Here is a 25,867-nt window from a genome sequence, read left to right as displayed (position 1 = left end):
TTAAGTCTGGAGTAAACCAACATGTCTGAAGGCTGGAATATTGCCGTTTTAGGTGCCACGGGTGCCGTAGGCGCAGCTGTGATTGAACTGCTTGCCGAACGCCAGTTCCCGGTTGGTGAATTGTATGCCCTGGCGCGCAGTGAAAGCGCAGGTGAAAACATTCGTTATGAAGGCAAAACCGTGATGGTTCAGGATGCTGAATCATTTGACTGGACTCAGGTTCAGCTCGCGTTCTTCGTCGCCGGTGTTGAAGCTTCGGCGCGTTTCGCCGAAGAAGCCACCAACGCCGGTTGCCTGGTGATTGACTCAAGCGGCCTGTTTGCCATGGAGCATGATGTGCCGTTGGTGGTGCCTGATGTGAACCCATTCGTATTGGGTGAATATCGCAATCGTAACCTGGTTGCCGTTGCCGACAGCCTGACCAGCCAGTTGCTGACCGCGCTGAAGCCGCTGATTGAACAAGGTGGTTTGTCACGTATTCAGGTGACTAATTTACTGGCGGCTTCTGGTCGTGGGAAAAGTGCGGTCGATGCGTTAGCTGGGCAGAGTGCTCGCTTGCTAAACGGTTTGCCAATCGAAGAAGAAGATTTGTTTGGTCGCCAGTTGGCCTTCAACATGCTGCCATTAGTTCCAGACGCTGAAGGCAGCGTTCGTGCTGAACGTCGCCTGGTGAACGAAGTGCGTAAAGTGCTGCAGGATGAAGGCGTGATGATTTCTGCGAGCATGGTTCAGGCTCCAGTGTTCTACGGCCACGCGCAAATGGTGAACTTCGAAGCGATGCGCCCGCTGGCTGCTGAAGAAGCGCGTGATGCGTTTGGTCAGTTTGAAGACATTGAAGTGTCTGAAGAAGGGCTGTATCCAACTCAGGTTTCTGATGCTTCGGGTAGCGCGCATCTTTCCATTGGCTGTATCCACAATGACTACGGAATGCCGGAGCAGATCCAATTCTGGTCTGTGGCTGATAACGTCCGTTTCGGTGGCGCACTGATGGCGGTGAAAACGGCTGAAAAATTAGTGCAGGAGTATATGTACTAATGTCCGACGAGTTGATCGAGACCCCGCTTCATAAGATTGCACTCGGCATTGAGTACGACGGCAGCAAATATTACGGCTGGCAGCGCCAGAACGAAGTGCGCAGCGTGCAGGAGAAGCTTGAAAAAGCGCTCTCTAAAGTGGCGGATGAGCCGATTAGTGTGTTCTGCGCCGGTCGTACCGACGCAGGTGTACATGCGACCGGCCAGGTTGTGCACTTTGAAACACGTGTTCAGCGTAAAGATGCAGCGTGGACGCTCGGGGCAAATGCGAATTTACCTGGAGACATCGCGGTGCGTTGGGTGAAAGCTGTACCGGACGATTTTCATGCCCGGTTCAGCGCCACGGCGCGTCGTTACCGTTATGTCATCTATAACGAGCGGCTACGACCTGCAGTCATGGGGCAGGGGGTGACACATTTCTATCACCCTCTGGACGCCGACCGTATGCACCGTGCAGCACAGTGTTTGTTGGGCGAGAATGATTTTACTTCGTTCCGTGCTGTGCAGTGTCAGTCGCGTACGCCCTGGCGCTACCTGATGCACATTACCGTGACCCGTTATGGCTCGTACGTCGTGGTAGACATCAAAGCGAACGCGTTCGTGCATCATATGGTGCGCAACATTGTTGGCAGCTTGATGGAAATCGGTTGTGGTAATAAAGACGAAAACTGGATGGCAGAGTTGCTGGCGGCGAAAGATCGTAAATTGGCTGCCGCGACCGGAAAAGCAGAAGGCTTGTACTTAGTTTCTGTTGATTACCCTGAACATTTTGCATTGCCTAAACCCCCGATGGGGCCACTATTTTTGGCAGACTGACGCCAGCCGAGACAGGTAAATAACGATGGAATTTATCCGCTTCATTATTGATTTTATTTTGCATATTGATGTGCATTTGGCGGAGTTGGTTGCGCAGTATGGTGTCTGGGTTTATGCCATTCTGTTTTTGATTCTGTTTTGCGAAACGGGTCTGGTCGTCACGCCGTTTTTGCCAGGCGATTCCTTGCTGTTTGTGGCGGGTGCGCTGGCTGCATTGCCAACAAACGATCTGAACGTGCATACCATGGTGATTTTAATGGTGATTGCCGCTATTGTGGGCGACGCCGTAAACTACACTATCGGACGGCTGTTTGGTGAAAAACTCTTCAGCAACCCGGATTCAAAAATCTTCCGCCGCAGTTATCTTGATAAAACCCACGCTTTTTACGAGCGTCATGGCGGAAAAACGATTATCCTCGCGCGCTTCGTACCGATTGTGCGAACCTTCGCACCGTTTGTCGCAGGGATGGGGCATATGTCCTATCGTCATTTTGCGATGTATAACGTAGCGGGTGCGTTGCTGTGGGTATTGTTGTTTACCTACGCAGGTTACCTGTTTGGCGATTTGCCTATTGTGCAGGAAAACCTGAAATTACTGATTGTAGCGATTATCGTGCTGTCGATTTTGCCTGGCGTAATTGAAATTATTCGCCACAAACGTGCAGCCAAACGCCTGCAAAAGTAACCCCATCGCGCGGTTCGACCACTTTTTTATCCAAAGTCGCGAGCCGTTATGTTTTAATGAGCACCATTTATGGTCTGGGGCAGGTCACACTGCCACAGAAAAACTGGCATCGACCAGGTTCAAGCAGAAAGGTCATCAATGAGCTGGATTGAACGAATTCTCAATAAGAGCAATATTACCCCTACCCGTAAGGCGAGTATCCCTGAAGGGGTGTGGACTAAATGCGACAGCTGTGGCCAGGTTCTGTACCGTGCAGAACTGGAACGCAATCTTGAAGTCTGCCCAAAATGTGATCATCACATGCGCATGTCTGCGCGCGATCGCTTGCACAGCCTGTTAGATGAAGGTTCGCTGTTTGAGTTGGGTAGTGAACTTGAGCCAAAAGATATTCTCAAGTTTAAAGACTCCAAAAAATACAAAGACCGTCTGGCATCAGCCCAGAAAGAAACTGGCGAGAAAGATGCGCTGGTGGTCATGAAAGGTACGCTCTATAACATGCCTGTTGTTGCTGTGGCATTTGAGTTTGCCTTTATGGGTGGTTCTATGGGTTCTGTTGTGGGCGCGCGCTTTGTTCGTGCCGTTGAACAGGCTCTGGAAGACAACTGCCCGCTGATCTGTTTCTCCGCTTCTGGTGGCGCACGTATGCAAGAAGCGCTGATGTCGCTGATGCAGATGGCAAAAACCAGTGCAGCACTGGCAAAAATGCAGGAACGCGGTCTGCCGTATATTTCGGTTCTGACTGACCCAACGATGGGTGGCGTATCTGCAAGCTTTGCGATGCTTGGCGATCTCAACATTGCTGAGCCAAAAGCCCTGATCGGCTTTGCAGGCCCGCGTGTTATCGAACAAACCGTTCGTGAAAAACTGCCGCCAGGTTTCCAGCGCAGTGAGTTCCTGATTGAAAAAGGGGCGATCGACATGATCGTTCGTCGTCCAGAAATGCGCCTGAAACTGGCAAGCGTTCTGGCAAAACTGACAAATCAGCCAGCGCCAAATCCGGAAACGCCGCGTGAACCGATAGTGGTTCCGGAAGCACCGGAAGAAGGTCACGAGGCCTGATTGTTAATAAGGGCAGGCCGAACAGGTTCTGCCCTTTTTCTTGAACCGTAGCGTAGAGCGGGCATCATGGAAAAAACTCAAACACCTCAAGCCACGTCGCCCCTGGCCACGTGGCTTTGTTATCTGGAAAACCTCCATTCTAAAACCATCGAGCTCGGCCTCGACCGTGTCAAAAAAGTTGCAGCGACGCTCGATGTACTGAAACCTGCGCCGACGGTGTTTACTGTTGCGGGGACCAACGGGAAAGGGACAACCTGTCGTACGCTGGAAAAAGTCTTGATGGCGGCGGGTTATAGCGTCGGCGTTTATAGTTCACCTCATCTTGTGCGCTATACCGAACGTGTGCGCATCCAAAGCGAAGAGTTGGACGAGGCCTTCCATACGGCGGCATTTGCTCAGATTGAAGCCGCGCGCGGTGAAACTTCGCTGACCTACTTCGAGTACAGTACCTTGTCGGCGTTGCTGTTGTTTAAGCAGATGGCGGTTGATGTGGTCATTCTTGAAGTGGGTCTGGGCGGACGTCTGGATGCGACCAATATTGTCGATGCTGATGTGGCCGTCGTCACCAGCATCGCCCTTGATCACACCGACTGGCTGGGTCCAGACCGTGAAAGTATCGGGCGTGAGAAAGCCGGTGTCTTCCGTGGTGGAAAACCTGCAGTGGTCGGAGAGCCGGATATGCCGTTGACAATCGCTGATGTGGCGATTGAAAAAGGCGCGCATTTGCTGCGTCGTGGTGTGGACTGGTCTTACCGCGTTGAAGAGAACAGCTGGAGCTTCAAAGACAAGCTGGGTGAACTGAGTGGATTACCATTGCCACTGGTGCCTCAACCGAATGCCGCAACCGCATTGGCAGCACTGCGTGCAAGCGAGCTGAATGTGAGTATTGGCGCTATCATTCAAGGGATTAAAGAGGCGACTTTACCTGGGCGATTCCAGATTATTTCGCAAGCGCCATTGGTTATTCTGGATGTGGCGCACAATCCTCATGCGGCTGCTTATCTTGCCGGGCGGCTGGCAGAATTGCCAAAACGTGGCCGCGTGCTGGCTGTCATCGGTATGTTACACGATAAAGATATCGCCGGTACGCTGGCAAATTTGTCCCCTCAAGTCGATAGCTGGTATTGTGCTCCGTTAGAAGGGCCGCGCGGTGCAAGTGCTGAACAGCTGATTGAACATCTCGGTCAGGGTGAAGTCTACGACACTGTGGCTCAGGCCTGGTATGCTGCAATGAAGGCAGCAACGGAAAATGATACCGTGCTGGTGTGTGGTTCATTTCATACAGTAGCCCACGTAATGGAAGCGCTGGACGCGGAGAAAGCAGGTGGCGAGTAAGTTTCAAAATCGATTAGTCGGAACCATTATTCTGGTCGCACTGGGGGTCATTATCCTGCCAGGGCTGCTTGATGGTCAGAAAAAGCATTATCAGGATGAGTTTGCCGCTATTCCTCTGGTTCCAAAACCGGGTGATACCGATGAGCCTGATATGCTGCCTGCTGCGACTCAGGCACTCCCTTCACAACCACCGGAAGGTGCGGCTGAAGAGGTGCGTGCGGGTACAGCGACCGCTCCAGGGCTGGATATCGCCTCACTACCTGGAGACAGTGGTGCAGGTATTGATGAAGTTCCCGTCACCCGTGAACAGCCTAAACCCAAGCCAGTGGTTGAGAAGCCAAAACCGGTAGAAAAACCACAGAGCAAAGCCGCTGCGGATCAAACGGCAGAACGTCTGGCGATGATGAACGAAGAACCGCCAGTCGCGGAAAAACCAGCGAAGCAAGAAACTGCTGAGAAGGCACCGACTGGGCAAGCCTATGTCGTACAGCTCGGCGCATTGAAAAATGCCGAAAAAGTTAATGAAATTGTTGGTAAACTGCGCGGCGCAGGGTTCCGTGTTTACACGTCACCGTCAACACCAGTACAGGGTAAAATCACGCGTATTCTGGTCGGGCCGGAAGTCTCGAAAGACAAACTCAAGTCTTCATTAGGTGAGCTGAATTCGCTTTCCGGTCTAAACGGTGTAGTGATGAATTACACGGCGCGGTAGTGCGGCATTCTTTGCCCTCACCCCGCCCCTCTCCCCCAGGAGAGGGGCGGGGTGAGCGAAAACCGTACAGTTCCCTCTCCCTCAGGGAGAGGGTTAGGGTGAGGGTTGTTTTAGCCCCAAAGCCCGCCAAAATATGCACTTTTTTAATGGCGTTGAGCATTTTTTCAACGCCATTATTTATTTACGCGAGGGAAGGAAATCCCTACGCAAACGTTTTCTTTTTCTGTTAGAATGCGCCCCGAACTGGACGTCAGGGCGATTTGTCGTGAGATTTGTTCATGGTCTGGATAGATTACGCCATTATTGCAGTTATCGGCTTTTCGGCTCTGATTAGCGTTATTCGTGGGTTTGTGCGTGAAGCGTTATCGCTTGTAACCTGGGGTTGTGCTTTCTTTGTCGCCAGTCATTACTACACTTACCTGTCAGTCTGGTTCACTGGCTTTGAAGACGAACTGGTACGAAACGGAATAGCTATTGCGATACTGTTTATCGCGACACTCATCGTCGGTGCGATAGTCAATTATGTGATTAGCGCGCTGGTTGAGAAAACCGGCCTGTCGGGTACAGACAGGGTGTTGGGGATCTGTTTCGGTGCTTTACGTGGAGCGCTGATCGTCGCCGCCATTCTGTTCTTTCTTGATACGTTTACTGGTTTTTCGAAGAGTGACGACTGGCAAAAGTCGCAGCTTATCCCGCAATTCAGTTTCATCATCAGATGGTTCTTTGACTATCTGCAAAGCTCGTCAAGTTTCTTACCCCGGTAATCGTATCGGGGGGTTGTGGCTTAATGAGGAAAAGACAACATGTGCGGTATTGTCGGTATCGCCGGTTTTATGCCGGTCAACCAGTCGATTTATGACGCGTTAACGGTGCTTCAGCACCGTGGGCAGGATGCCGCAGGCATCGTCACCATTGATGCCTTAAACTGTTTTCGTCTGCGTAAAGCTAATGGTCTGGTGAGCGATGTATTTGGTGCCATTCACATGCAACGCTTGCAGGGAAACATGGGTATCGGCCATGTGCGTTACCCTACAGCGGGTAGCTCAAGTGCCTCTGAAGCCCAGCCTTTCTATGTGAACTCCCCTTACGGTATTACCCTTGCACACAACGGTAACCTGACGAACGCGCACGAACTGCGCCAAAAGCTGTTCGAAGAAAAGCGTCGTCACATTAACACCACTTCTGATTCCGAAATTCTGCTCAATATTTTCGCCAGCGAGCTGGATAACTTCCGCAACTATCCGTTGGAAGCCGACAACATTTTTGCCGCCATCGCTGCGACTAACCGCCAGATCCGCGGCGCTTATGCCTGTGTTGCAATGATCATTGGCCATGGGATGGTGGCGTTCCGCGATCCAAATGGCATCCGTCCACTGGTGATGGGTAAACGCGATTTGGGCGATGGGCGTACCGAATATATGGTGGCTTCCGAAAGCGTGGCGCTTGATACGCTGGGCTTCGAATTCCTGCGTGATATCGCCCCTGGCGAAGCGGTGTATATCACCGAGAAAGGGCAGTTGTTCACACGCCAGTGTGCCGACAACCCGACCAGCAATCCTTGCTTGTTCGAGTACGTCTACTTTGCCCGTCCGGACTCGTTCATCGACAAGATTTCCGTGTATAGCGCACGTGTTGAGATGGGTAAAAAACTCGGTGAGAAAATTGCTCGCGAGTGGGAAGATTTGGATATCGATGTGGTTATCCCGATTCCAGAAACTTCCTGTGATATCGCGCTTGAAATCGCCCGCATTCTCGATAAGCCGTATCGCCAGGGGTTTGTGAAAAACCGCTACGTTGGCCGTACCTTTATCATGCCGGGCCAGCAGCTGCGTCGTAAATCTGTGCGTCGTAAACTCAATGCTAACCGTGCTGAGTTCCGCGATAAGAATGTGCTGCTGGTGGATGACTCTATCGTTCGCGGTACGACTTCTGAGCAGATTATCGAGATGGCTCGCGAAGCGGGTGCGAAAAAAGTATACCTCGCGTCAGCGGCGCCAGAAATTCGCTTCCCGAACGTGTATGGCATTGATATGCCAAGCGCTAACGAACTGATTGCTCATGGCCGCGAAGTGGATGAAATTCGTCAGCTCATCGGTGCCGACGGTTTGATTTTCCAGGATCTGGACGATCTGATTGAAGCGGTTCGCGTTGAAAACCCGGACATCACTCAGTTTGAGTGCTCCGTGTTCAACGGCATCTACGTTACCAAAGATGTTGATCACGAGTATCTTGAGTATCTTGAGTCACTGCGTAATGACGATTCGAAAGCCATTCAGCGTCAAAATGAAGTGGAAAATTTAGAGATGCATAACGAAGGGTAAAACCATCCTCACCCTAACCCTCTCCTTGAAGGAGAGGGGATAGTCCGGTGTTCTTCCTCTCTTTGAGACAGGGAATAGCCCGGTGTTCTTCCTCTTCTGAAGGATAGAACGGTTTTCTCCCTCTCCTGGGGGGGAGGGCAGCACTTCTTGCATCCCCGCCCATCTTACGGCAAAGTCAGCCCAGATAAACTTCTCGGGCGAATGCAAATTATGAAACGGTTAATTGTTGGGATTTCAGGTGCCAGTGGCGCAACATACGGTGTGCGACTACTTCAGGTGCTGCAACAATTACCGGATGTGGAAACACACCTCATTATGAGCAATGCCGCTCGCCAAACCCTTGCGCTGGAAACCGATATGTCCCTGCGTGAAGTCCAGGCGTTGGCTGATGTGGTGCATGATGCCCGTGATATCGCCGCCAGCCTTTCTTCAGGCTCTTTTAAGACCCATGGCATGGTCATATTGCCCTGTTCAATCAAAACCCTTTCTGGCATTGTTCACAGCTATACAGATGGCCTGCTCACGCGGGCGGCGGACGTGGTGCTAAAAGAGCGTCGCCCTTTGGTTCTTTGCGTGCGCGAAACCCCGTTGCACCTGGGTCATCTGCGCTTAATGACGCAGGCAGCTGAACTGGGAGCCGTGATTATGCCGCCGATGCCTGCGTTCTATCATCGCCCGCAGAGCGTGCAGGATATTGTCGATCAGACGGTTAATCGGGTACTCGACCAGTTTGATATTGAGCTACCGCAAGACCTGTTCACCCGCTGGACTGGCGCATAAGCACAGTGCCAGTGTGGTGCATCACAAAACCCAATGCCTCATAATGGGGCGTTTTTGTAACCCCGATCACTTCCAGAACATTTATCCGCTATTTTCCACCGTTAATGCTTTTCCATCAGACCAGACCTGCTATCTTTCATTTCTATGACAGAGTTGTAACTATTTTTTAACATGAAACTGCACACTTTCTTTCACGCAAAAAAAAGTGGCATGAGAACTGCAACTCTGAATCAGCAGCATAGAACAAACACAACACGACATTACACATAATAAGATCAGTCAAAATTGAGGGTTACGTATGAAAAAGCAAGTTCTCGCTCTGTCCTTACTGCTTGGCTTGAGCACCACCGCAAGCGTCTTTGCAGCCATTCCACAGAGCCTTCGTCTTGGTACGGACACGACATACGCACCGTTTTCTTCTAAAGATGCAAAAGGGGATTTTGTTGGTTTCGATATTGATCTCGGCAATGAGCTCTGTAAGCGCATCAATACCAAATGTACGTGGGTCGCAAGCGACTTTGATGCGCTGATTCCATCGCTTAAAGCGAAGAAAATCGACGGTATCATTTCCTCACTGTCTATCACCGAAAAGCGCCAGCAAGAGATTGCCTTCTCAGACAAACTCTATGCCGCTGATTCCCGCTTAATCGCTGTAAAAGGCTCTCCGGTTAAACCTACGCTTGAGTCACTTAATGGCAAGCACGTCGGTGTGTTGCAGGGTTCAACCCAGGAAGCGTTTGCCAATGCTGAATGGCGTGCAAAAGGTATTGATGTCGTCGCTTACGCCAACCAGGACCTGATTTATTCAGATCTGGCGGCTGGCCGACTGGATGCCGCATTCCAGGATGAAACTGCGGCTAGCGAAGGCTTCCTGAAACTGCCTGCGGGTAAAGACTATGCGTTTGCTGGCCCGTCTGTGAAAAACAAACAGTACTTTGGTGATGGTACCGGTATTGGCTTGCGTAAAGACGATGTTGAGCTGAAAGAAGCCTTTAACAAAGCGCTGGCAGATATGCGTAAAGACGGTACTTACGACAAATTTGCTAAGAAGTACTTCGATTTTAATGTTTACGGTGAATAAGTTTATCCCGTAGTCTGTAGCCCGGTTATGCTTTGATGCAGCCGGGCTGAATAGAATTGCAAATAACCAAAGCCGATTGCACTCTTAAGGTGCAAATATTTAGTGGCGCACCAAAATGGTGTATCGCTTGCATCTTGTTGGTGCAGTGGGTTTTTCGAGTTGTTGTGACGTCTCGTTCTGGCGCGCCAGACTAACAAAAAAACACTATATTAAGATGCATAAATTGGCATGGAACGTGCAATTTTATCCGGTTAAAAAGCAATCGCGTATAAAAACAGTCTATTCGAGGATAATTATGAACAAGCAGATCATCGCTCTTTCGTTGGTACTGGCATTTTCCAGTGTTTCCACCGCTTTCGCCGCTATTCCTAAGAATTTACGCATTGGTACAGACCCTACTTACGCCCCATTTGAATCGAAAAATGCCCAAGGGGAATTGGTGGGTTTTGATATCGATCTGGCTAAAGAACTCTGTAAACGCATCGAAACGAACTGCACCTTCGTGGAAAACCCACTGGATGCGCTGATCCCCTCGTTGAAAGCGAAAAAAATCGACGCGATTATGTCGTCCCTTTCTATCACTGAAAAACGCCAACAAGAAATTGCCTTCACCGACAAACTTTACGCAGCAGATTCGCGTTTAGTCGTCGCAAAAGGATCCCCAGTTCAGCCAACGCTTGAGGCTCTGAAGGGCAAGCGCATTGGTGTTCTGCAAGGTACGACACAAGAAACCTACGGTAATGAGCATTGGGCGCCTAAAGGCATCGAAATTGTCTCTTACCAGGGCCAGGATTCCATTTACGCTGACCTGACCGCAGGCCGTATTGACGCTGCATTCCAGGATGAAGTCGCTGCGAGCGAAGGCTTCCTGAAACAACCTGTTGGTAAGGATTACCAGTTTGGTGGGCCGTCCATTAAAGACGACAAATTGTTTGGTGTAGGCACCGGTATGGGTCTGCGTAAAGACGATACTGAGTTGCGCCAGGCGCTGAACAAAGCATTTGCTGAGATGCGTAAAGATGGAACTTACGAGAAGTTGGCGAAGAAATACTTCGACTTCGATGTTTACGGTGGTTAACAGTCACCAGTGGTTCAACCTGCCCTGAAAGGGCAGGTTAGGTTTGTGCAGACACTGACGACAGGATACGCACCATGTTGTACGGTTTTTCTGAAGTAATCTTTAAAGGGGCCATCGTCACGCTGGAACTGGCGCTAAGCTCCGTTATCCTCGCCGTTATTATAGGTCTGGCTGGAGCTGGCGCTAAGTTATCCAAAAACCGTCCGTTAGCCTTGCTGTTTGAAGGTTACACGACGCTGATTCGCGGTGTGCCTGATCTGGTGTTGATGCTGCTGATTTTCTATGGCCTGCAAATGGCACTCAATGTGTTAACCGACTCACTGGGAGCCGCTCAGTTTGATATTGACCCTATGGTGGCCGGTATCATTACACTCGGCTTTATCTACGGTGCCTATTTTACTGAAACTTTCCGCGGTGCTTTCCTCGCTGTTCCACGCGGGCATATCGAAGCCGCAACCGCTTTTGGTTTTACCGGTTCTCAAACATTCCGCCGTATTTTGTTCCCGGCCATGATGCGCTTCGCACTTCCAGGGATTGGTAACAACTGGCAGGTCATTTTGAAAGCCACTGCACTGGTCTCTTTGCTAGGACTGGAAGATGTGGTGAAAGCCACGCAACTCGCGGGGAAAAGTACCTGGCAGCCATTCTACTTTGCGATTGTTGCCGGGATCATTTACCTGATATTCACTACGATATCTAACGGTGTATTGCTCTGGCTTGAACGCCGCTACTCGGTTGGTGTGAAGAGGGCTGAGCTATGATCGAAATTATTCAGGAATACTGGAAAGCGCTGCTGTGGACTGACGGTTACCGCTTTACTGGGGTTGCCATTACGCTGTGGTTGCTGATTTCTTCGGTGGTAATGGGCGGTATTCTGGCTCTGTTCCTGGCTATTGGACGGGTATCGAGCAACAAGTTTATTGCATTCCCAATCTGGTTATTCACCTACATCTTCCGTGGCACGCCGTTGTATGTGCAACTTCTGGTGTTCTACTCCGGAATGTACACGCTGGAAGTGGTGAAAGGCACCGTATTACTCAATGAGTTTTTCCGTAGCGGCCTGAACTGTACGGTATTGGCGCTGACGTTAAATACCTGTGCCTATACCACAGAAATTTTTGCCGGGGCGATTCGATCGGTGCCGCATGGTGAAATTGAAGCCGCTCGTGCTTATGGTTTCTCGCCTTTCAAATTGTACCGCTGCATTATTTTGCCTTCGGCGTTACGTATTGCGCTGCCTGCGTACAGCAACGAAGTCATTTTAATGCTGCACTCCACGGCGCTGGCGTTTACCGCTACGGTGCCGGATTTACTGAAAATCGCCCGAGATATCAACTCTGCGACTTACCAGCCGTTTACGGCGTTTGGTATTGCGGCGGTGTTATATCTGATTATTTCTTACGTACTGATAAGCCTGTTCCGCAGAGCCGAGCAGCGTTTTATGCAGCACGTTAAACCCAGTTCTTCGCACTGAGTAATTCCCATGGCTGAAAATAAACTAAACGTTACTGATTTGCACAAACGCTACGGCAAACATGAAGTGCTTAAAGGGGTTTCTCTGCGCGCAGACGCGGGAGATGTGATTAGCATTATCGGCTCGTCCGGCTCGGGGAAAAGTACCTTCCTGCGCTGCATTAACTTCCTCGAAAAACCGAGCGAAGGGTCAATTGTGGTAAGCAACCAGAATATCAACCTGGTGCGTGACACTGACGGGCAGCTCAAAGTTGCTGACAAAAACCAGCTCCGCTTACTGCGCACACGTCTGACTATGGTGTTCCAGCATTTTAACTTGTGGAGCCACATGACGGTGTTGGAAAACGTCATGGAAGCGCCGATTCAGGTGTTGGGGTTGAGTAAGCAAGATGCGAAAGAGCGTGCCATAAAATATCTGGCGAAAGTCGGCATTGATGAGCGCCAGCAGGCGAAATATCCGGTGCATCTTTCTGGTGGCCAACAGCAGCGTGTTTCTATCGCGCGTGCACTGGCAATGGAGCCAGAAGTATTGCTGTTTGATGAACCGACTTCCGCGTTAGATCCTGAGCTGGTGGGTGAAGTGTTGCGTATCATGCAAAAACTCGCCGAAGAAGGGAAAACCATGGTGGTGGTCACGCATGAAATGGACTTTGCGCGCCACGTTTCAAATCACGTAATTTTCCTGCACCAGGGCTTGATTGAAGAAGAGGGGACGCCAGCTGAATTATTTGGTAACCCGAAAAGTGCACGTTTACAGCAGTTCCTTTCTGGATCGCTGAAGTAATCCCCCCCTCACCCTAACCCTCTCCCGCAGGAGAGGGGATGGTTCGGTTTTCTTTTTTGCAGCGGAGAAGGTTGGGATGAGGGCGCAAATTACCGCACCACATCTCCCAGTGCTTCCTCAAGGTCATACCAACGGAAACCAAATCCCGATTCTTCAAGTCGTTTTGGTAGCGCTCGTTGCCCGCCTAATACCAATACCGAAGATTCCCCCATCATCATTCTCACCGCCGTTGCAGGAGCGCGCATAAAGGCCGGGCGATTTAACGCGTGGCCCAGCGCGTGAGAGAACTGTTCGTTTCGTACCGGGTAAGGCGAAACCATATTGAAAGGTCCACTCAGATCGTTATTGAGCAGCCACAGAATACCGTTAACCATATCGTCGATATGAATCCAAGCCAGATACTGCCGACCATCGCCCATAGGGCCACCCAGGCCTAAGCGAAATATCGGCAATAACTTTGCCAGAATTCCGCCTTTCGGCGCCAGGACCACGCCGGTACGCAGCAGGCAGACGCGCGTCTGCTCGCTCTGCGCGCCACAGGCGATTTGCTCCCAGCGGGCGCACAGTTTATGGGTAAATTCATTGTGGGGTGGCTCATCTTCGTTGACGACCACTTCTCCGAGGTCGCCGTAATAGCCCGCAGCGGAGCCAGAGATAAGCACGGAGGGCGGTGTTTGGCTTGCTTTAAACATCTCGACCAGACGTTCGGTGATTTGCCAGCGGCTGGTGCACAGCCGTTGCTTTTGCGCCTCGGTCCAGCGTTTATCGGCAATTGGCTCACCTGCCAGATTGATGACAGCATCAAATCCATCAAGATTGGGATGATCGCTCAACCCTTTCCATAGTGTGACTTTTGGGCTGAGTTTCGCCCGGGCTTTCTCGGGGCTTCGGGTGACGACGGTGACATCGTGCCCTAACTCCAGCAATCGTGGCACCAGATGGCTACCAATCAATCCTGTTCCGCCGGTAATCAGTATCTGCATGGCCGTCTCCCGCTTTTTACGCCTGGCGACGCCAACTCATCGTCATGGAAACGGAATCGGCATAACGCAGCGCGTGAAGTTTATCTATTTCTACTTCAGCATAAGACACCCACGGATGGTCGCATGCGATATCGAGCACATCCTGAGTTAATTTTTCCAGCAATGAGAAACGATTATTCTCAACCAACTGGATGATTTGTTTAGTTATCGTGCGATAGTTCAACGCATCGTTGATGTCTTCACTGGCGCGAGCTTTGTCCGCCGGATAATGAATCGCAACGTTAACGACGATATCCTGGCGATTGGCAATTTCTTCTTCTTTGATGCCAATGAAGGTGCGCAGGCGTAAGTTTTTGATTCGAATAATTGCGGATGACATTGCAGGTTTCTTCCTTGTATTAGTTTTCAGCCACAGAATACATGAGGAAAAACATTGCGCCCATAGCGGGCGCATTGGCTTTAACTTTTTTGCGCTTGCTGATATGCGCGTTCTGTCGCCGGGCGCGAGCGGATACGTTCAAACCAGTTCTCGACGGCCGGGAAATTCGCCAGATTAATGCGCTGGCGTTCATGCGATACCGTCCACGGGTAAGTCGCAATATCAGCAATGCTGTACTCATTGCCGCCCAACCACGGGGTTTTCTCTAATTGTTTGTTTAACACGCCATACAAACGCTGAGTTTCCACTTGATAGCGTTCTATCGCATACGGCACCGGCTGCGGCGCGAAGTGGTTAAAGTGATGATTCTGCCCCAGCATCGGACCAAAACCACCGACTTGCCAGAACAGCCATTGCAGGGTGTGGGCGCGTTCACGCAGATCTTTACTTAATAGCTCGTTGGTCTTCTCAGCCAGATAAAGCAAGATTTCACCTGATTCAAATAAGCTCAACGGGCCGCCGCCATCGGCTGGGTTGTGGTCGATAATCGCGGGTATTTTATTGTTGGGGGAAATCGCCAAAAAGGCAGGCTGAAACTGATCTCCTTTGCCAATATCAATACGGTGAATACTGTAATCCAGACCCACCTCTTCCAAAAACAGCGTGATTTTGTGGCCGTTTGGTGTGGGTGCATAGTAAAGGTCGATCATCTCATTACCATCCTGATATCAGTTTTTTGCATAAACCTATGGAGTATAGACTTTTTGATAAATTTGCTAGTTAGATGAGTTTTGCTCAAGTGACAACGGCCATTTTCCGCTATATGTTCAATAACCTGGATGCTTGAATCATGGGGATAATATGAGCCAGCCGACGATAACGCTTTGGTCCGATAGCAACTACTTTAGCCCTTACGTGATGTCTGTATATGTCGCCCTGAAAGAGAAGGGCCTTAACTTTACGTTGCAAACAATAGATCTGAATACGGGACAAAATCTGAAACCTGGCTGGAAAGGGTATGACCTTACACGCCGTGTCCCTGTGATCGCTGTCGACGACTTTTTGTTAAGCGAATCCTCCGCCATTACTGAATATCTCGAAGAACGTTTTGCCCCGCCGACATGGGAACGAATCTACCCACATGACTTAGAAAAAAGGGCGCGTGCCAGACAAATTCAGGCGTGGATCCGTAGTGATTTAATGCCTATTCGTGAAGAGCGTTCAACCGACGTGGTTTTCGCAGGTGTAAAGAAGCCGCCGCTGAGTGACAAAGCGCAGGCTACAGCACAAAAGCTTTTGGCCACTGTTGATGGTTTATTGCCTGTCGGCCAGCAAAATTTATTTGGTGAATGGTCTATTGCAGATACGGACCTGGCCTTAATGCTCAACCGTTTGATCCTGAATGGTGATGAGGTGCCTGAGCGTTTGCAAGAATACGCAACTTTTCAATGGCAGCGTGCTTCAGTTCAACGTTTTCTGGCACTTTCCGCAAAGCATTCTGGCTGACTAACAGCATAATTCGGTATGATCATTTCGCTTACCATTAACAGGAATGCGGTTTTATGAAGCTGATGTTTGCCTCGGATATTCATGGTTCTCTACCCGCTACGGAGCAGGTGCTGTCGCACTTTGAACGTAGCGGCGCTAAATGGCTGATATTATTGGGGGACGTGTTGAATCACGGACCGCGTAATGCATTACCGGCAGGCTATAATCCTGGAGCGGTTGCGGAGCGGTTTAACAGCATTGCGGATAAAATTATTGCAGTACGCGGGAACTGTGACAGCGAAGTTGATCAGATGCTGCTACATTTTCCGATTACCGCTCCCTGGCAACAGATTTTAATGGCTGAACAGCGTTTATTTGTTACGCATGGTCATTTGTATAATCCTGACAAACTGCCTCCGCTGGCAGAAAATGACGTGCTGGTTTTTGGCCACACTCATCTACCATTAGCTGAAAAACAAGATACGGTTTATCTGTTCAATCCAGGCTCGGTGAGTATACCCAAAGGCGGATTCGAACCGAGCTACGGCATGTTAAACGATGGTGTTCTGAGCGTTCACGCACTGAATAACGATGGGGTTATTGCACAGGTCGAGATTACCCCGTAACTTACCGCTTGTTGAACATAACGCGCCATTAGAGCGCCCTGAATAAGGTTTCCCCGATGGTGGAACAGAGTCATTTTGTTGGCACGGAATGGATAGACATTGTCAATGAAGACAATGAAGTAATCGCGCAAGCAAGCCGTGAACAAATGCGCGCGCAGCGTTTGCGACATCGTGCGACTTATATTGTTGTGCATGACGGAATGGGTAAAATTTTGGTGCAGCGCCGCACTGAAACGAAAGATTTTATGCCGGGTATGTTGGATGCCACCGCTGGCGGAGTTGTTCAGGCCGATGAGCAATTACTCGACTCTGCACGTCGCGAAGCTGAAGAAGAGCTGGGTATCGCTGGGGTACCTTTTGCCGAGCATGGTCAGTTCTATTTTGAAGATGCCAATTGCCGGGTGTGGGGAAGCCTGTTTAGTTGCGTTTCTCATGGCCCATTTGCTTTGCAAGAGGCAGAGGTAAGCGAAGTCTGCTGGATGTCCCCAGAAGAGATTACCGCTCGTTGTGATGACTTCACTCCAGACTCTTTAAAAGCGCTGGCGTTGTGGATGACCCGCAACGCCAAAAATGAATCTCAGCACGTAGCTGCGGAGTAATTCATTTGTGATATTTCCCCCAGCCCGGATATAAATGCCGGGGTGAGGGAAATGTGGAAAAATATACAATCCGTTAATCGTCAAAATATTTTTTTGCTTGGTTTATTTGCCAATATTTAAAATAACGCTACGATGTTTCGCTCTCGTCAATAGCTTCTTTTATTTTGCTGATTGCTACATTTACATTTTGTGTGGCGTAACTAAAGTAATCCAGATGAATTATTTTTCTCTTATCAAATTCTCTTCGCGCAAATAGTAATTTCAAACCAGGAATGACGATGATGATATCGAACCCCTGATCCTTGATTTCTGTTGCATCTGCATAGGTATTGTCTCTCTCAACTAACCACTGCAGAACAAGGATTTCTACTTGTTTTCGTAATGAAGAGATGTACTCGTTCTCATCAACGATAACATGAGAGAGGGCGTTACTTTGTATCATGAAAGGGTTAAAGCACCTCGAAAAACTGGGTGAACAGACGACACAAATTCTCGTGATATTGCTGCTGTTCTTCATGTTGACCTCTTCCTGGCGTTTTTAATCGCTAAACATCCAGACAATAAAGTTATAGAGATTTTTAAGTGTTAGAAAAATACCTATTATAAAAAATAAAGCGATAAATGTGAGCCTTGGATTCTCCACGCCAGGTTTGAAAAAGTACCAACCTGAAAATGTAAAAGACGTAATAAAATAGGTAAGGTATGCAATTGAATAGTTGGTCAGGAGTATTTTTTTCTTAGTCATAATGTTCTTTTGTTTTAGTTATTAATAAAATGATGACCAAATTATTTATGTCAGACGATAAGAGTTCTTGTCCTGGAAAAGATCCAATCATCACTCATTGTGCAAAAAGTGCCATTACAATATCCATATAATAAGAGTGGTTAAAAACCGAAAAGATGTAATTTTTTGTAAATCTGCGGGGAGGGGAAATACTGAGAATGTACGCAAGTTTGTGGATGAAAGAAATTCATAAAAAAGGCCGCATATCAATGCGGCCTTTTTGTTTCTCAGAAGACCTTAGTCTTGTTGAGAAGACTGAATCGCAGTCAGAGCGATGGTGTAAACGATATCGTCTACCAGTGCGCCACGAGACAGGTCGTTAACTGGTTTACGCATACCTTGCAGCATTGGCCCGATAGAGATCAGGTCAGCTGAACGCTGTACCGCTTTATAAGTGGTGTTACCGGTGTTCAGGTCTGGGAAGATGAACACGGTCGCGCGGCCCGCAACAGGTGAGTTTGGCGCTTTGGACTTAGCAACGTCTGCCATAACTGCGGCGTCATACTGCAACGGACCATCGATAACCAGGTCAGGACGTTTTTCCTGAGCGATACGAGTCGCTTCACGCACTTTCTCAACGTCACTACCTGCACCAGAAGTACCGGTGGAGTAGGACAGCATCGCAACGCGTGGGTCGATACCGAATGCAGCAGCGGAATCCGCAGACTGAATGGCGATTTCCGCCAGTTGCTCAGCCGTTGGATCTGGGTTGATCGCGCAGTCGCCGTAAACATAAACTTGTTCAGGCAGCAGCATGAAGAACACAGAAGAGACCAAAGAGCTACCTGGTGCAGTTTTGATAAGCTGCAACGGAGGACGAATGGTGTTCGCGGTGGTGTGAACCGCACCGGAAACCAGGCCGTCAACTTCGTCTTGCTCAAGCATCAAAGTACCCAGCACAACGTTGTCTTCCAGTTGCTCACGCGCAACGGCTTCGGTCATGCCTTTGCTCTTACGCAGCTCAACCAGACGTGCAACGTAGCTTTCGCGAACCACTTCTGGGTCGACGATTTCGATGCCTGCACTCAGTTCAACACCTTGTGCAGCAGCAACACGGGTGATTTCATCCGGGTTACCCAACAATACGCAAGTCGCGATACCACGTTCAGCACAGATAGATGCTGCTTTCACGGTACGCGGCTCTTCGCCTTCTGGCAGAACAACACGCTTACCGGCTTTACGAGCAAGCTCGGTCAGCTGGTAACGGAATGCTGGAGGAGACAGACGACGGCTGCGCTCGGAAGTTGCAGTCAGGGATTCAATCCACTCTGCATCAATGTGGCTTGCCACATATTCCTGCACTTTTTCGATACGCTGATGGTCGTCAGTTGGGACTTCCAGGTTGAAGCTTTGCAGGCTCAGAGAAGTCTGCCAGGTATTGGTATCAACCATGAACAGCGGCAGGCCGGTGGCGAATGCACGCTCACACAGTTTGCTCACGCGTGGGTCCATTTCGTAACCACCGGTCAGCAGAACTGCACCGATGTCGACACCGTTCATTGCGGCCAGGCACGCTGCAACCAGCACGTCTGGACGGTCTGCGGAAGTAACCAGCAGAGAACCTGGGCGGAAGTGTTCCAGCATGTGCGGAATGCTGCGCGCACAGAAAGTAACAGACTTCACGCGGCGAGTTTTGATGTCGCCTTCGTTGATGATGGTTGCGTTCAGGTGACGCGCCATATCAATTGCGCGAGTTGCGATCAGATCGAAACTCCACGGCACACAACCCAGAACTGGCAGCGGGCTGTCAGCAAACAGTTCTTTAGGATCGATGTTTGCGATGCTCGCTTTGGTGGAGTCATCGAAAATCTCGGACAGATCAGGGCGAGTACGACCTTGATCATCCACTGGGGCATTCAGTTTGTTAATGATTACGCCAGTGATGTTGGTGTTTTTGCTGCCACCGAAGCTGCTACGAGCCAGTTCGATACGCTCTTTCATCTGCTCTGGAGAGTTGTTACCCAGAGACATGACGAAGACGATTTCAGCGTTCAGCGTTTTAGCAATTTCATAGTTCAGAGACTGCGCAAACTGATGCTTGCGAGTAGGCACCAGGCCTTCAACCAGAACCACTTCAGCGTCTTTGCTGCTGGCGTGGAAGTTGGCGATGATCTCTTCCATCAGCACGTCTTGTTGGTTGCTGGACAGCAGCGACTCAACGTGGTTCATGTGCAGCGGTTCAGCGGTAGGGATGCTGGAGTTTGCACGAACGATGCTGGTGGTTTGATCTGGAGTATCGTCACCGGAACGCGGTTGGGCGATAGGTTTGAAAACGCTAAGGCGAACGCCTTTTTGTTCCATAGCACGGATAACACCCAGGCTGACGCTGGTCAGGCCGACGCTGGTTCCGGTAGGGATCAACATAATAGTACGGGACACGGTATAACCTCTTTCGTATATACCCGTCATTCTTCGAGCTGCAGGGGTGTTGGCTGCACTCACAAACCCCAGTCACTTACTTAAGTAAGCTCTTGGGGATTTGCTCCCTTGCCGCCTACCTGCAACTCAAATTATTTAGGGTATAAGTCTGTTAGGACTTAGAAAACAACACCGCCAGCGAACGCTGGCGGTAAGGAGAATCAAGCGGTCAGGCGAGATGCATCCTGAGCGATAACCAGTTCTTCGTTGGTCGGAATGACCACCGCAAGACGGGTACCCTCTTTGTTGATGAAGCCTGATTTACCAAAGCGCGCAGCCAGGTTGCGTTCGTGGTCAACTTCAAAGCCCAGAACACCCAGTTTGCCCAGAGACAGTTCACGTACCATTGCTGCGTTTTCGCCGATACCACCAGTGAACACCACTGCGTCCAGACGACCGTCCATCAGTGCAGTGTAAGAACCGATGTATTTCGCCAGGCGGTGACAGAACACATCCATCGCACGCTTAGCGTCTTCTTTGGTGGTGTAGTTGTCTTCAACATAACGGCAGTCGCTGGTGACTTCAGTCAGACCCAACAGGCCAGATTCTTTGGTCAGCATTTTGTTGATGTCATCAACGCTCATGCCCAGAGAGTCGTGCAGGTGGAAGATAATTGCTGGGTCGATGTCACCGGAACGGGTGCCCATGACCAGACCTTCCAGTGGAGTCAGACCCATAGAGGTGTCAACACACTTGCCGTTACGAATAGCAGAAACGGAACCGCCGTTGCCCAGGTGGCAAGTGATCACGTTCAGTTCTTCTACTGGCTTGTTCAGCATTTTCGCGGCTTCTTGAGTCACATAGTAGTGGCTGGTGCCGTGTGCGCCGTAGCGACGAACGCCGTGCTCTTTGTACAGTTTGTACGGCAGAGCATAGAGATAGGATTCTTCTGGCATGGTCTGATGGAATGCAGTGTCAAACACAGCAACGTTTTTATCAGCCAGTTTAGGGAAAGATTTCAGTGCTTCCGCGATACCGATCAGGTGCGCTGGGTTATGCAGCGGTGCAAAAGATGCGGAATCTTTGATACCCTGAATCACAGTCTCGTCGATAACGACAGAGCCGGTGTACTTCTCGCCGCCGTGCACAACACGGTGGCCGATAGCAGTCAGTTGCTCGGACAATTCAGGTTTTTGTGCCAGAATGGTATTAACCATAAAGTTAAGAGCTTCGCTGTGAGCGGCGCCTGCACCTAAAGCTGCTTCTTGTTTACTGCCATCCATTTTCCACTTGATACGCGCTTCAGGAAGATGGAAACACTCGGCTAAACCAGAGAGGTACTCGTCACCGTTTACAGCATCGATAATTGCGAATTTCAGTGATGAGCTACCGCAGTTCAGAACCAGTACTAACTTATTCGACATGGAAGTACCTACTATTAATATGTGGCTAAAAAAACGTCATTTAGTCTCTCAGCGTAGCGCATGATGAGCCTGACATTTATGATTAACGTCATGCCAGAAGTGTTTTTTTGGCATAGCGAATAAATACTCTAAAGTTTTCGGTATATTGCGTGATTTTTCGGCAATAACAAACTGAGCAAAAAATTGACAACCTGCGGTTTCCCATCTACGGCCATCAAGGCCGGCACAGGATACCTGATTGCGGTAGTTAAAGACAAAATATTTTGAACCATGTAATTTAGAGTTGTTGTTTTGCACAAAAATTTTATTTTTTATATGTGAAGTTGAGGTAAAGCCATGTCTATCCCCAAAAATAGCCACGCAAGCTGGTTCAGTATGTTCAGCCGTGGGCAACACTATTCAAAGACCTGGCCTGTTGATAAACGCCTCGCGCCTATCTTTGTAGAAAATCGAGTGATCCGCGCCACGCGTTTTGCCATCCGCTTTATGCCTCCACTCGCTGTGTTTACGCTGACCTGGCAAATTGCACTTGGCGGCCAACTTGGCCCCGCCGTTGCGACGGCTTTATTCGCCTGTAGTCTGCCGATGCAGGGATTATGGTGGTTAGGTAAACGCTCTGTGACGCCACTCCCGCCATCCATTCTCAGTTGGTTCTACGAAGTACGCGGCAAACTGCAGGAAGCAGGGCAGGCGTTAGCGCCTATTGAAGGCAAGCCAGACTACCAGGCGCTGGCAGATGTTTTGAAACGTGCGTTCAAGCAGTTGGATAAAACTTTTCTGGATGATTTGTAAAATCCCTGCCGTTACGCATATAAAGAAGGATATTTTTTTCGCAGGTTCATTCCTGCGCAACAGGAGCTAAGAAATGGAAATGACTAACGCCCAGCGTCTGATTTTATCTAATCAGTACAAAATGATGACCATGCTCGACCCGGACAACGCCGAGCGTTATCGTCGCCTTCAAACCGTTATCGAGCGCGGCTACGGTCTGCAAATGCGCGAGCTGGATCGTGAATTTGGTGAGCTGACGGAAGAAACCTGCCGCACGGTTATCGACATTATGGAGATGTATCACGCTCTGCATGTCTCCTGGACCAACCTGAAAGACAACCAGGAAATCGATGAACGTCGTGTGACTTTCCTTGGTTTTGATGCGGCTACCGAAGCTCGTTTCCTGGGATATGTTCGCTTTATGGTGAACATTGAAGGTCGTTATACTCATTTCGATGCGGGCACTCATGGCTTCAACGCCCAGACTCCAATGTGGGAAAAATATCAGCGCATGTTGAAAGTCTGGCAGTCTTGCCCACGTCAGTACCATTTAAGTGTGAACGAAATCGCGCAAATTATTAATGCCTGAGGGGAGACGCGTAGTGAAGTGCAAAGGTTTCTTGTTTGATTTGGATGGGACGCTGGTTGATTCTCTGCCAGCCGTCGAGCGAGCCTGGATTAACTGGGCTAAGCGCTTCGATATTTCGCCACAGGAAGTTTTAGGCTTCATTCACGGCAAACAGGCGATCACTTCGCTACGTCACTTTATGGCGGGCGCGTCTGAAGAGGAGATTCAGCAGGAGTTTCTTCGTCTCGAGAAAATCGAGTCTGAAGATACCGACGGGATTGTGGCGTTGCCAGGTGCTGTTGAACTGCTGACGCATTTGAATGAAGCGGGTATTCCGTGGGCTATCGTGACCTCGGGTTCATTACCGGTCGCGTCTGCTCGTCGTGCGGCGGGTGGTTTGCCCAAGCCTGAAGTCCTGGTCACCGCTGAACGTGTTGCTCGCGGTAAACCTGAACCCGATGCCTACTTGCTTGGTGCGCAACTGCTCGGTCTCGAGCCGGAAGAGTGCGTGGTGGTTGAAGATGCCCCTGCAGGCGTGTTGTCGGGTTTGGCGGCGGGCTGCCATGTCATTGCAGTCAATGCCCCCGCGGATACGCCGCGCCTTGAGCATGTCGATTATGTATTGCAGTCACTGACTGAGCTTCTGGTTCAAAAAATGCCAGATAGCACTGTCGAAGTGTTTAGAAAACACTGAACATATGACGTAGCCCCGCGATAGCGGGGCTTTTTTATGGCAAAATTTCCGCATCCTGAGCAATCACAAAAGGAATTGTTTTGAACTCAGAACTGATTTGGGTTTTATCATTGCTGGCAATTGCAGTGGTATTGTTCGCCACGGGTAAAGTCCGTATGGATGCCGTCGCGCTGCTTGTCATTATTGCCTTTGTCCTCAGCGACACCCTCACACTTAGCGAAGCCTTCTCGGGCTTTAGCGACCCCAACGTTATTTTGATCGCGGCGCTATTTATCATTGGCGATGGTCTGGTGCGCACCGGCGTGGCTTCCAAAATGGGCTCCTGGCTGGTGGACGTGGCGGGCAGCAGCGAAACAAAAATGCTTATTTTGTTGATGCTCACCGTTGCTGGCCTGGGCGCGTTTATGAGCTCGACAGGCGTGGTTGCCATCTTTATCCCCGTGGTCCTCAGCGTTTCAATGCGCATGAAAACGTCTCCGTCGCGCTTAATGATGCCGCTGAGTTTTGCAGGCTTGATAAGCGGCATGATGACGCTGGTTGCTACGCCGCCAAACCTGGTGGTGAACAGCGAACTGCTACGTGAAGGTTTGCAGGGCTTCCATTTCTTTAGCGTCACGCCGATTGGGCTGGTGATTTTGTTGCTGGGTATCGGTTACATGCTCATCGCACGTTTTGCTTTAAACGGGCAGAAAAAGGATGAGGGTAAACAAAACTGGCGACGTCGTACTTTTCGCGATCTGATTAAAGAGTACCGTTTAACCGGGCGCGCACGTCGCCTGGCGATCCGCCCCGGTTCACCCATGGTTGGTCGCCGTCTGGATGACTTAAAATTGCGTGAGCGTTATGGCGCGTACGTTATCGGTCTTGAGCGTTGGCGTAAATTCCGCCGGGTTATCGTCAATGTTACCGGGACAACCGAATTTCGCGCACGTGATGTCCTGTTAATTGATATGTCTGCGTCCGAAGTCGATCTGCGTGAGTTCTGTCGGGAGCAGATGCTTGAGCCAATGGTCCTGCGCGGCGAGTATTTCTCAGATCAGGCGCTGGACGTTGGTATGGCTGAAGTTTCATTAATCCCTGATTCAGAATTGTTTGGCCAAACAATTCGTGAAATCGGTTTTCGTACACGCTATGGCCTGAATGTGGTGGGGCTGCGCCGAAATGGCGAAGTGATGGACGGGTTGCTGGTGGATGAGTCCTTGCAGCTAGGCGATATTTTGCTGGTGGTGGGCGACTGGAAACTGATCAGCCAATTGCAGCAGAAAGGCCGCGATTTCCTGGTACTCAACTTACCGGTGGAAGAGGGCGAGGCATCACCTGCTCATAGTCAGGCACCACATGCTATTTTCTGCCTGGCGCTGATGGTTGCGCTGATGCTGACCGATGAAATTCCTAATACGATTGCTGCGATTATTGCCTGTCTGCTGATGGGGAAATTCCGCTGCATTGATATGGAGAGTGCTTATAAAGCGGTGCATTGGCCAAGCATTATCTTGATTGTTGGGATGATGCCTTTTGCACTTGCGTTGCAAAAAACCGGTGGCGTAGATTTGATCGTGAATGGGTTAATGAAGATGGGAGGTGGTTACGGCCCGCACCTGATGCTGATTTGCCTGTTCGTCATGTGTGCCGCGATTGGTCTGTTCATCTCTAACACGGCGACGGCTGTTTTGATGGCACCGATTGCCTTGGCTGCGGCAAAATCTATGGGGGTCTCGCCTTATCCGTTCGCTATGATTGTCGCTCTTGCCGCCTCTGCCGCGTTTATGACGCCAGTCTCTTCCCCGGTGAATACGCTAGTGCTTGGGCCGGGGGATTATAAGTTCAGCGACTTTGTGAAGATGGGCGTGCCATTTACTATCATCGTGATGGTGGTGAGTGTGGTGATGGTGCCGATGCTATTTCCATTCTAACCTTTGTAAACAGCCCTCATCCCAACCTTCTCCCTCAGGGAGAAGGGGAAAACAGGAGAAGGCAAATGAGGGCACAGGACAATTCCCTCTCCCTCAGGGAGAGGGCCAGGGTGAGGGGCCGG

The 25,867-nt window shown here is 50.1% G+C and carries 28 protein-coding genes; 21 read left to right on the top strand and 7 right to left on the bottom strand.

The window, feature by feature from the left end:
* Positions 1–21 precede the first annotated feature (21 nt).
* The 14 genes from BSPA111_RS04885 (at position 22) to hisP (ending at position 13,158) form a co-directional block, all read left to right on the top strand.
* Positions 22–1,035, top strand: a complete 1,014-nt coding sequence (locus BSPA111_RS04885) for an aspartate-semialdehyde dehydrogenase (RefSeq protein WP_183270040.1) — start codon at positions 22–24, stop codon at positions 1,033–1,035.
* Positions 1,035–1,850, top strand: coding sequence for a tRNA pseudouridine(38-40) synthase TruA (gene truA, locus BSPA111_RS04880; RefSeq protein WP_183270039.1), 816 nt, complete (start codon positions 1,035–1,037; stop codon positions 1,848–1,850). The genes BSPA111_RS04885 and truA overlap by 1 nt, the downstream gene beginning before the upstream one ends.
* Before the next feature lie 25 nt (positions 1,851–1,875).
* Positions 1,876–2,535, top strand: coding sequence for a DedA family protein (locus tag BSPA111_RS04875; RefSeq protein WP_183270038.1), 660 nt, complete (start codon positions 1,876–1,878; stop codon positions 2,533–2,535).
* A gap of 138 nt (positions 2,536–2,673) precedes the next feature.
* A complete protein-coding gene (gene accD / locus BSPA111_RS04870; protein WP_183270037.1) occupies positions 2,674–3,594 on the top strand; it encodes an acetyl-CoA carboxylase, carboxyltransferase subunit beta in 921 nt (306 codons plus the stop codon).
* Positions 3,595–3,660: 66 nt separating this feature from the next.
* Positions 3,661–4,929, top strand: coding sequence for a bifunctional tetrahydrofolate synthase/dihydrofolate synthase (gene folC, locus BSPA111_RS04865; protein WP_183270036.1), 1,269 nt, complete (start codon positions 3,661–3,663; stop codon positions 4,927–4,929).
* Positions 4,919–5,641 carry a cell division protein DedD gene (gene dedD / locus BSPA111_RS04860; protein WP_183270035.1) on the top strand — a complete coding sequence of 241 codons (723 nt, stop codon included), beginning with the start codon at positions 4,919–4,921 and terminating at the stop codon, positions 5,639–5,641. The genes folC and dedD overlap by 11 nt, the downstream gene beginning before the upstream one ends.
* A gap of 278 nt (positions 5,642–5,919) precedes the next feature.
* Complete coding sequence (gene cvpA, locus BSPA111_RS04855; RefSeq protein WP_120064052.1) at positions 5,920–6,405, top strand: colicin V production protein; 486 nt, start codon at positions 5,920–5,922, stop codon at positions 6,403–6,405.
* A 39-nt stretch (positions 6,406–6,444) separates the two neighbouring features.
* Positions 6,445–7,962, top strand: a complete 1,518-nt coding sequence (gene purF / locus BSPA111_RS04850; RefSeq protein ID WP_183270034.1) for an amidophosphoribosyltransferase — start codon at positions 6,445–6,447, stop codon at positions 7,960–7,962.
* 210 nt (positions 7,963–8,172) lie between these two features.
* Positions 8,173–8,742 carry a UbiX family flavin prenyltransferase gene (locus BSPA111_RS04845; protein ID WP_183270033.1) on the top strand — a complete coding sequence of 190 codons (570 nt, stop codon included), beginning with the start codon at positions 8,173–8,175 and terminating at the stop codon, positions 8,740–8,742.
* 298 nt (positions 8,743–9,040) lie between these two features.
* The gene (gene argT / locus BSPA111_RS04840; protein ID WP_183270032.1) at positions 9,041–9,823 is read left to right on the top strand and encodes a lysine/arginine/ornithine ABC transporter substrate-binding protein ArgT; all 783 of its coding nucleotides are present in this window, start codon (positions 9,041–9,043) and stop codon (positions 9,821–9,823) included.
* Between the two features lie 295 nt (positions 9,824–10,118).
* Entirely contained in the window at positions 10,119–10,901 is a 783-nt protein-coding gene (gene hisJ, locus BSPA111_RS04835) for a histidine ABC transporter substrate-binding protein HisJ (protein ID WP_183270031.1), read from the top strand.
* A gap of 74 nt (positions 10,902–10,975) precedes the next feature.
* Entirely contained in the window at positions 10,976–11,662 is a 687-nt protein-coding gene (locus tag BSPA111_RS04830; RefSeq protein WP_183270030.1) for a histidine ABC transporter permease HisQ, read from the top strand.
* On the top strand, positions 11,659–12,375 hold the full coding sequence (locus tag BSPA111_RS04825; protein WP_183270029.1) for an ABC transporter permease: 717 nt from the start codon (positions 11,659–11,661) through the stop codon (positions 12,373–12,375). The genes BSPA111_RS04830 and BSPA111_RS04825 overlap by 4 nt, the downstream gene beginning before the upstream one ends.
* A 9-nt stretch (positions 12,376–12,384) precedes the next feature.
* A complete protein-coding gene (gene hisP, locus BSPA111_RS04820) occupies positions 12,385–13,158 on the top strand; it encodes a histidine ABC transporter ATP-binding protein HisP (RefSeq protein ID WP_183270028.1) in 774 nt (257 codons plus the stop codon).
* 89 nt (positions 13,159–13,247) lie between these two features.
* Here hisP and BSPA111_RS04815 read toward each other — a convergent pair whose 3' ends face one another.
* From BSPA111_RS04815 to yfcG, 3 genes are all read right to left on the bottom strand, one after another.
* Positions 13,248–14,141, bottom strand: a complete 894-nt coding sequence (locus BSPA111_RS04815; RefSeq protein ID WP_183270027.1) for a TIGR01777 family oxidoreductase — start codon at positions 14,139–14,141, stop codon at positions 13,248–13,250.
* A gap of 16 nt (positions 14,142–14,157) precedes the next feature.
* The gene (folX, locus tag BSPA111_RS04810) at positions 14,158–14,520 is read right to left on the bottom strand and encodes a dihydroneopterin triphosphate 2'-epimerase (RefSeq protein WP_183270026.1); all 363 of its coding nucleotides are present in this window, start codon (positions 14,518–14,520) and stop codon (positions 14,158–14,160) included.
* 80 nt (positions 14,521–14,600) lie between these two features.
* The gene (gene yfcG, locus BSPA111_RS04805; protein ID WP_183270025.1) at positions 14,601–15,230 is read right to left on the bottom strand and encodes a GSH-dependent disulfide bond oxidoreductase; all 630 of its coding nucleotides are present in this window, start codon (positions 15,228–15,230) and stop codon (positions 14,601–14,603) included.
* A gap of 151 nt (positions 15,231–15,381) precedes the next feature.
* Here yfcG and yfcF point away from each other — a divergent pair, with 151 nt between their 5' ends.
* The 3 genes from yfcF to yfcD are packed head-to-tail and all read left to right on the top strand — an operon-like array spanning position 15,382 to position 17,233.
* A complete protein-coding gene (gene yfcF, locus BSPA111_RS04800) occupies positions 15,382–16,026 on the top strand; it encodes a glutathione transferase (protein ID WP_183270024.1) in 645 nt (214 codons plus the stop codon).
* Between the two features lie 56 nt (positions 16,027–16,082).
* Positions 16,083–16,634, top strand: coding sequence for a phosphodiesterase (yfcE, locus tag BSPA111_RS04795; protein WP_183270023.1), 552 nt, complete (start codon positions 16,083–16,085; stop codon positions 16,632–16,634).
* Positions 16,635–16,690: 56 nt separating this feature from the next.
* On the top strand, positions 16,691–17,233 hold the full coding sequence (yfcD, locus tag BSPA111_RS04790; RefSeq protein WP_183270022.1) for an NUDIX hydrolase YfcD: 543 nt from the start codon (positions 16,691–16,693) through the stop codon (positions 17,231–17,233).
* A 127-nt stretch (positions 17,234–17,360) separates the two neighbouring features.
* Here yfcD and BSPA111_RS04785 read toward each other — a convergent pair whose 3' ends face one another.
* From BSPA111_RS04785 to BSPA111_RS04770, 4 genes are all read right to left on the bottom strand, one after another.
* Positions 17,361–17,750, bottom strand: a complete 390-nt coding sequence (locus BSPA111_RS04785) for a hypothetical protein (protein WP_183270021.1) — start codon at positions 17,748–17,750, stop codon at positions 17,361–17,363.
* Between the two features lie 504 nt (positions 17,751–18,254).
* Positions 18,255–20,396, bottom strand: a complete 2,142-nt coding sequence (gene pta / locus BSPA111_RS04780) for a phosphate acetyltransferase (protein ID WP_183270020.1) — start codon at positions 20,394–20,396, stop codon at positions 18,255–18,257.
* A gap of 200 nt (positions 20,397–20,596) precedes the next feature.
* Positions 20,597–21,799 (bottom strand): acetate kinase, encoded by a 1,203-nt coding sequence (gene ackA / locus BSPA111_RS04775; protein ID WP_183270019.1) that lies wholly within the window; start codon positions 21,797–21,799, stop codon positions 20,597–20,599.
* A gap of 48 nt (positions 21,800–21,847) precedes the next feature.
* Positions 21,848–22,159, bottom strand: a complete 312-nt coding sequence (locus tag BSPA111_RS04770; RefSeq protein WP_183270018.1) for a hypothetical protein — start codon at positions 22,157–22,159, stop codon at positions 21,848–21,850.
* Here BSPA111_RS04770 and yfbV point away from each other — a divergent pair.
* The 4 genes from yfbV (at position 22,136) to BSPA111_RS04750 (ending at position 25,745) form a co-directional block, all read left to right on the top strand.
* Complete coding sequence (gene yfbV, locus BSPA111_RS04765; protein ID WP_183270017.1) at positions 22,136–22,591, top strand: terminus macrodomain insulation protein YfbV; 456 nt, start codon at positions 22,136–22,138, stop codon at positions 22,589–22,591. The two genes, BSPA111_RS04770 and yfbV, sit on opposite strands and share 24 nt — an antisense overlap.
* Before the next feature lie 73 nt (positions 22,592–22,664).
* Positions 22,665–23,159 carry a YfbU family protein gene (locus BSPA111_RS04760; protein ID WP_183270016.1) on the top strand — a complete coding sequence of 165 codons (495 nt, stop codon included), beginning with the start codon at positions 22,665–22,667 and terminating at the stop codon, positions 23,157–23,159.
* Complete coding sequence (locus BSPA111_RS04755) at positions 23,152–23,832, top strand: sugar phosphatase (protein ID WP_183270015.1); 681 nt, start codon at positions 23,152–23,154, stop codon at positions 23,830–23,832. Before BSPA111_RS04760 ends, BSPA111_RS04755 begins: the two co-directional genes overlap by 8 nt.
* Before the next feature lie 80 nt (positions 23,833–23,912).
* Positions 23,913–25,745, top strand: a complete 1,833-nt coding sequence (locus tag BSPA111_RS04750) for an SLC13 family permease (RefSeq protein ID WP_183270014.1) — start codon at positions 23,913–23,915, stop codon at positions 25,743–25,745.
* The last annotated feature ends 122 nt before the right edge of the window (positions 25,746–25,867 follow it).

It is taken from the genome of Buttiauxella sp. A111 (assembly GCF_014189855.1).
Taxonomy (GTDB): domain Bacteria; phylum Pseudomonadota; class Gammaproteobacteria; order Enterobacterales; family Enterobacteriaceae; genus Buttiauxella; species Buttiauxella selenatireducens.
The sequence above is the reverse complement of the archived record's forward strand: the minus strand, read 5'-3'. Positions and strand labels throughout refer to the sequence as shown.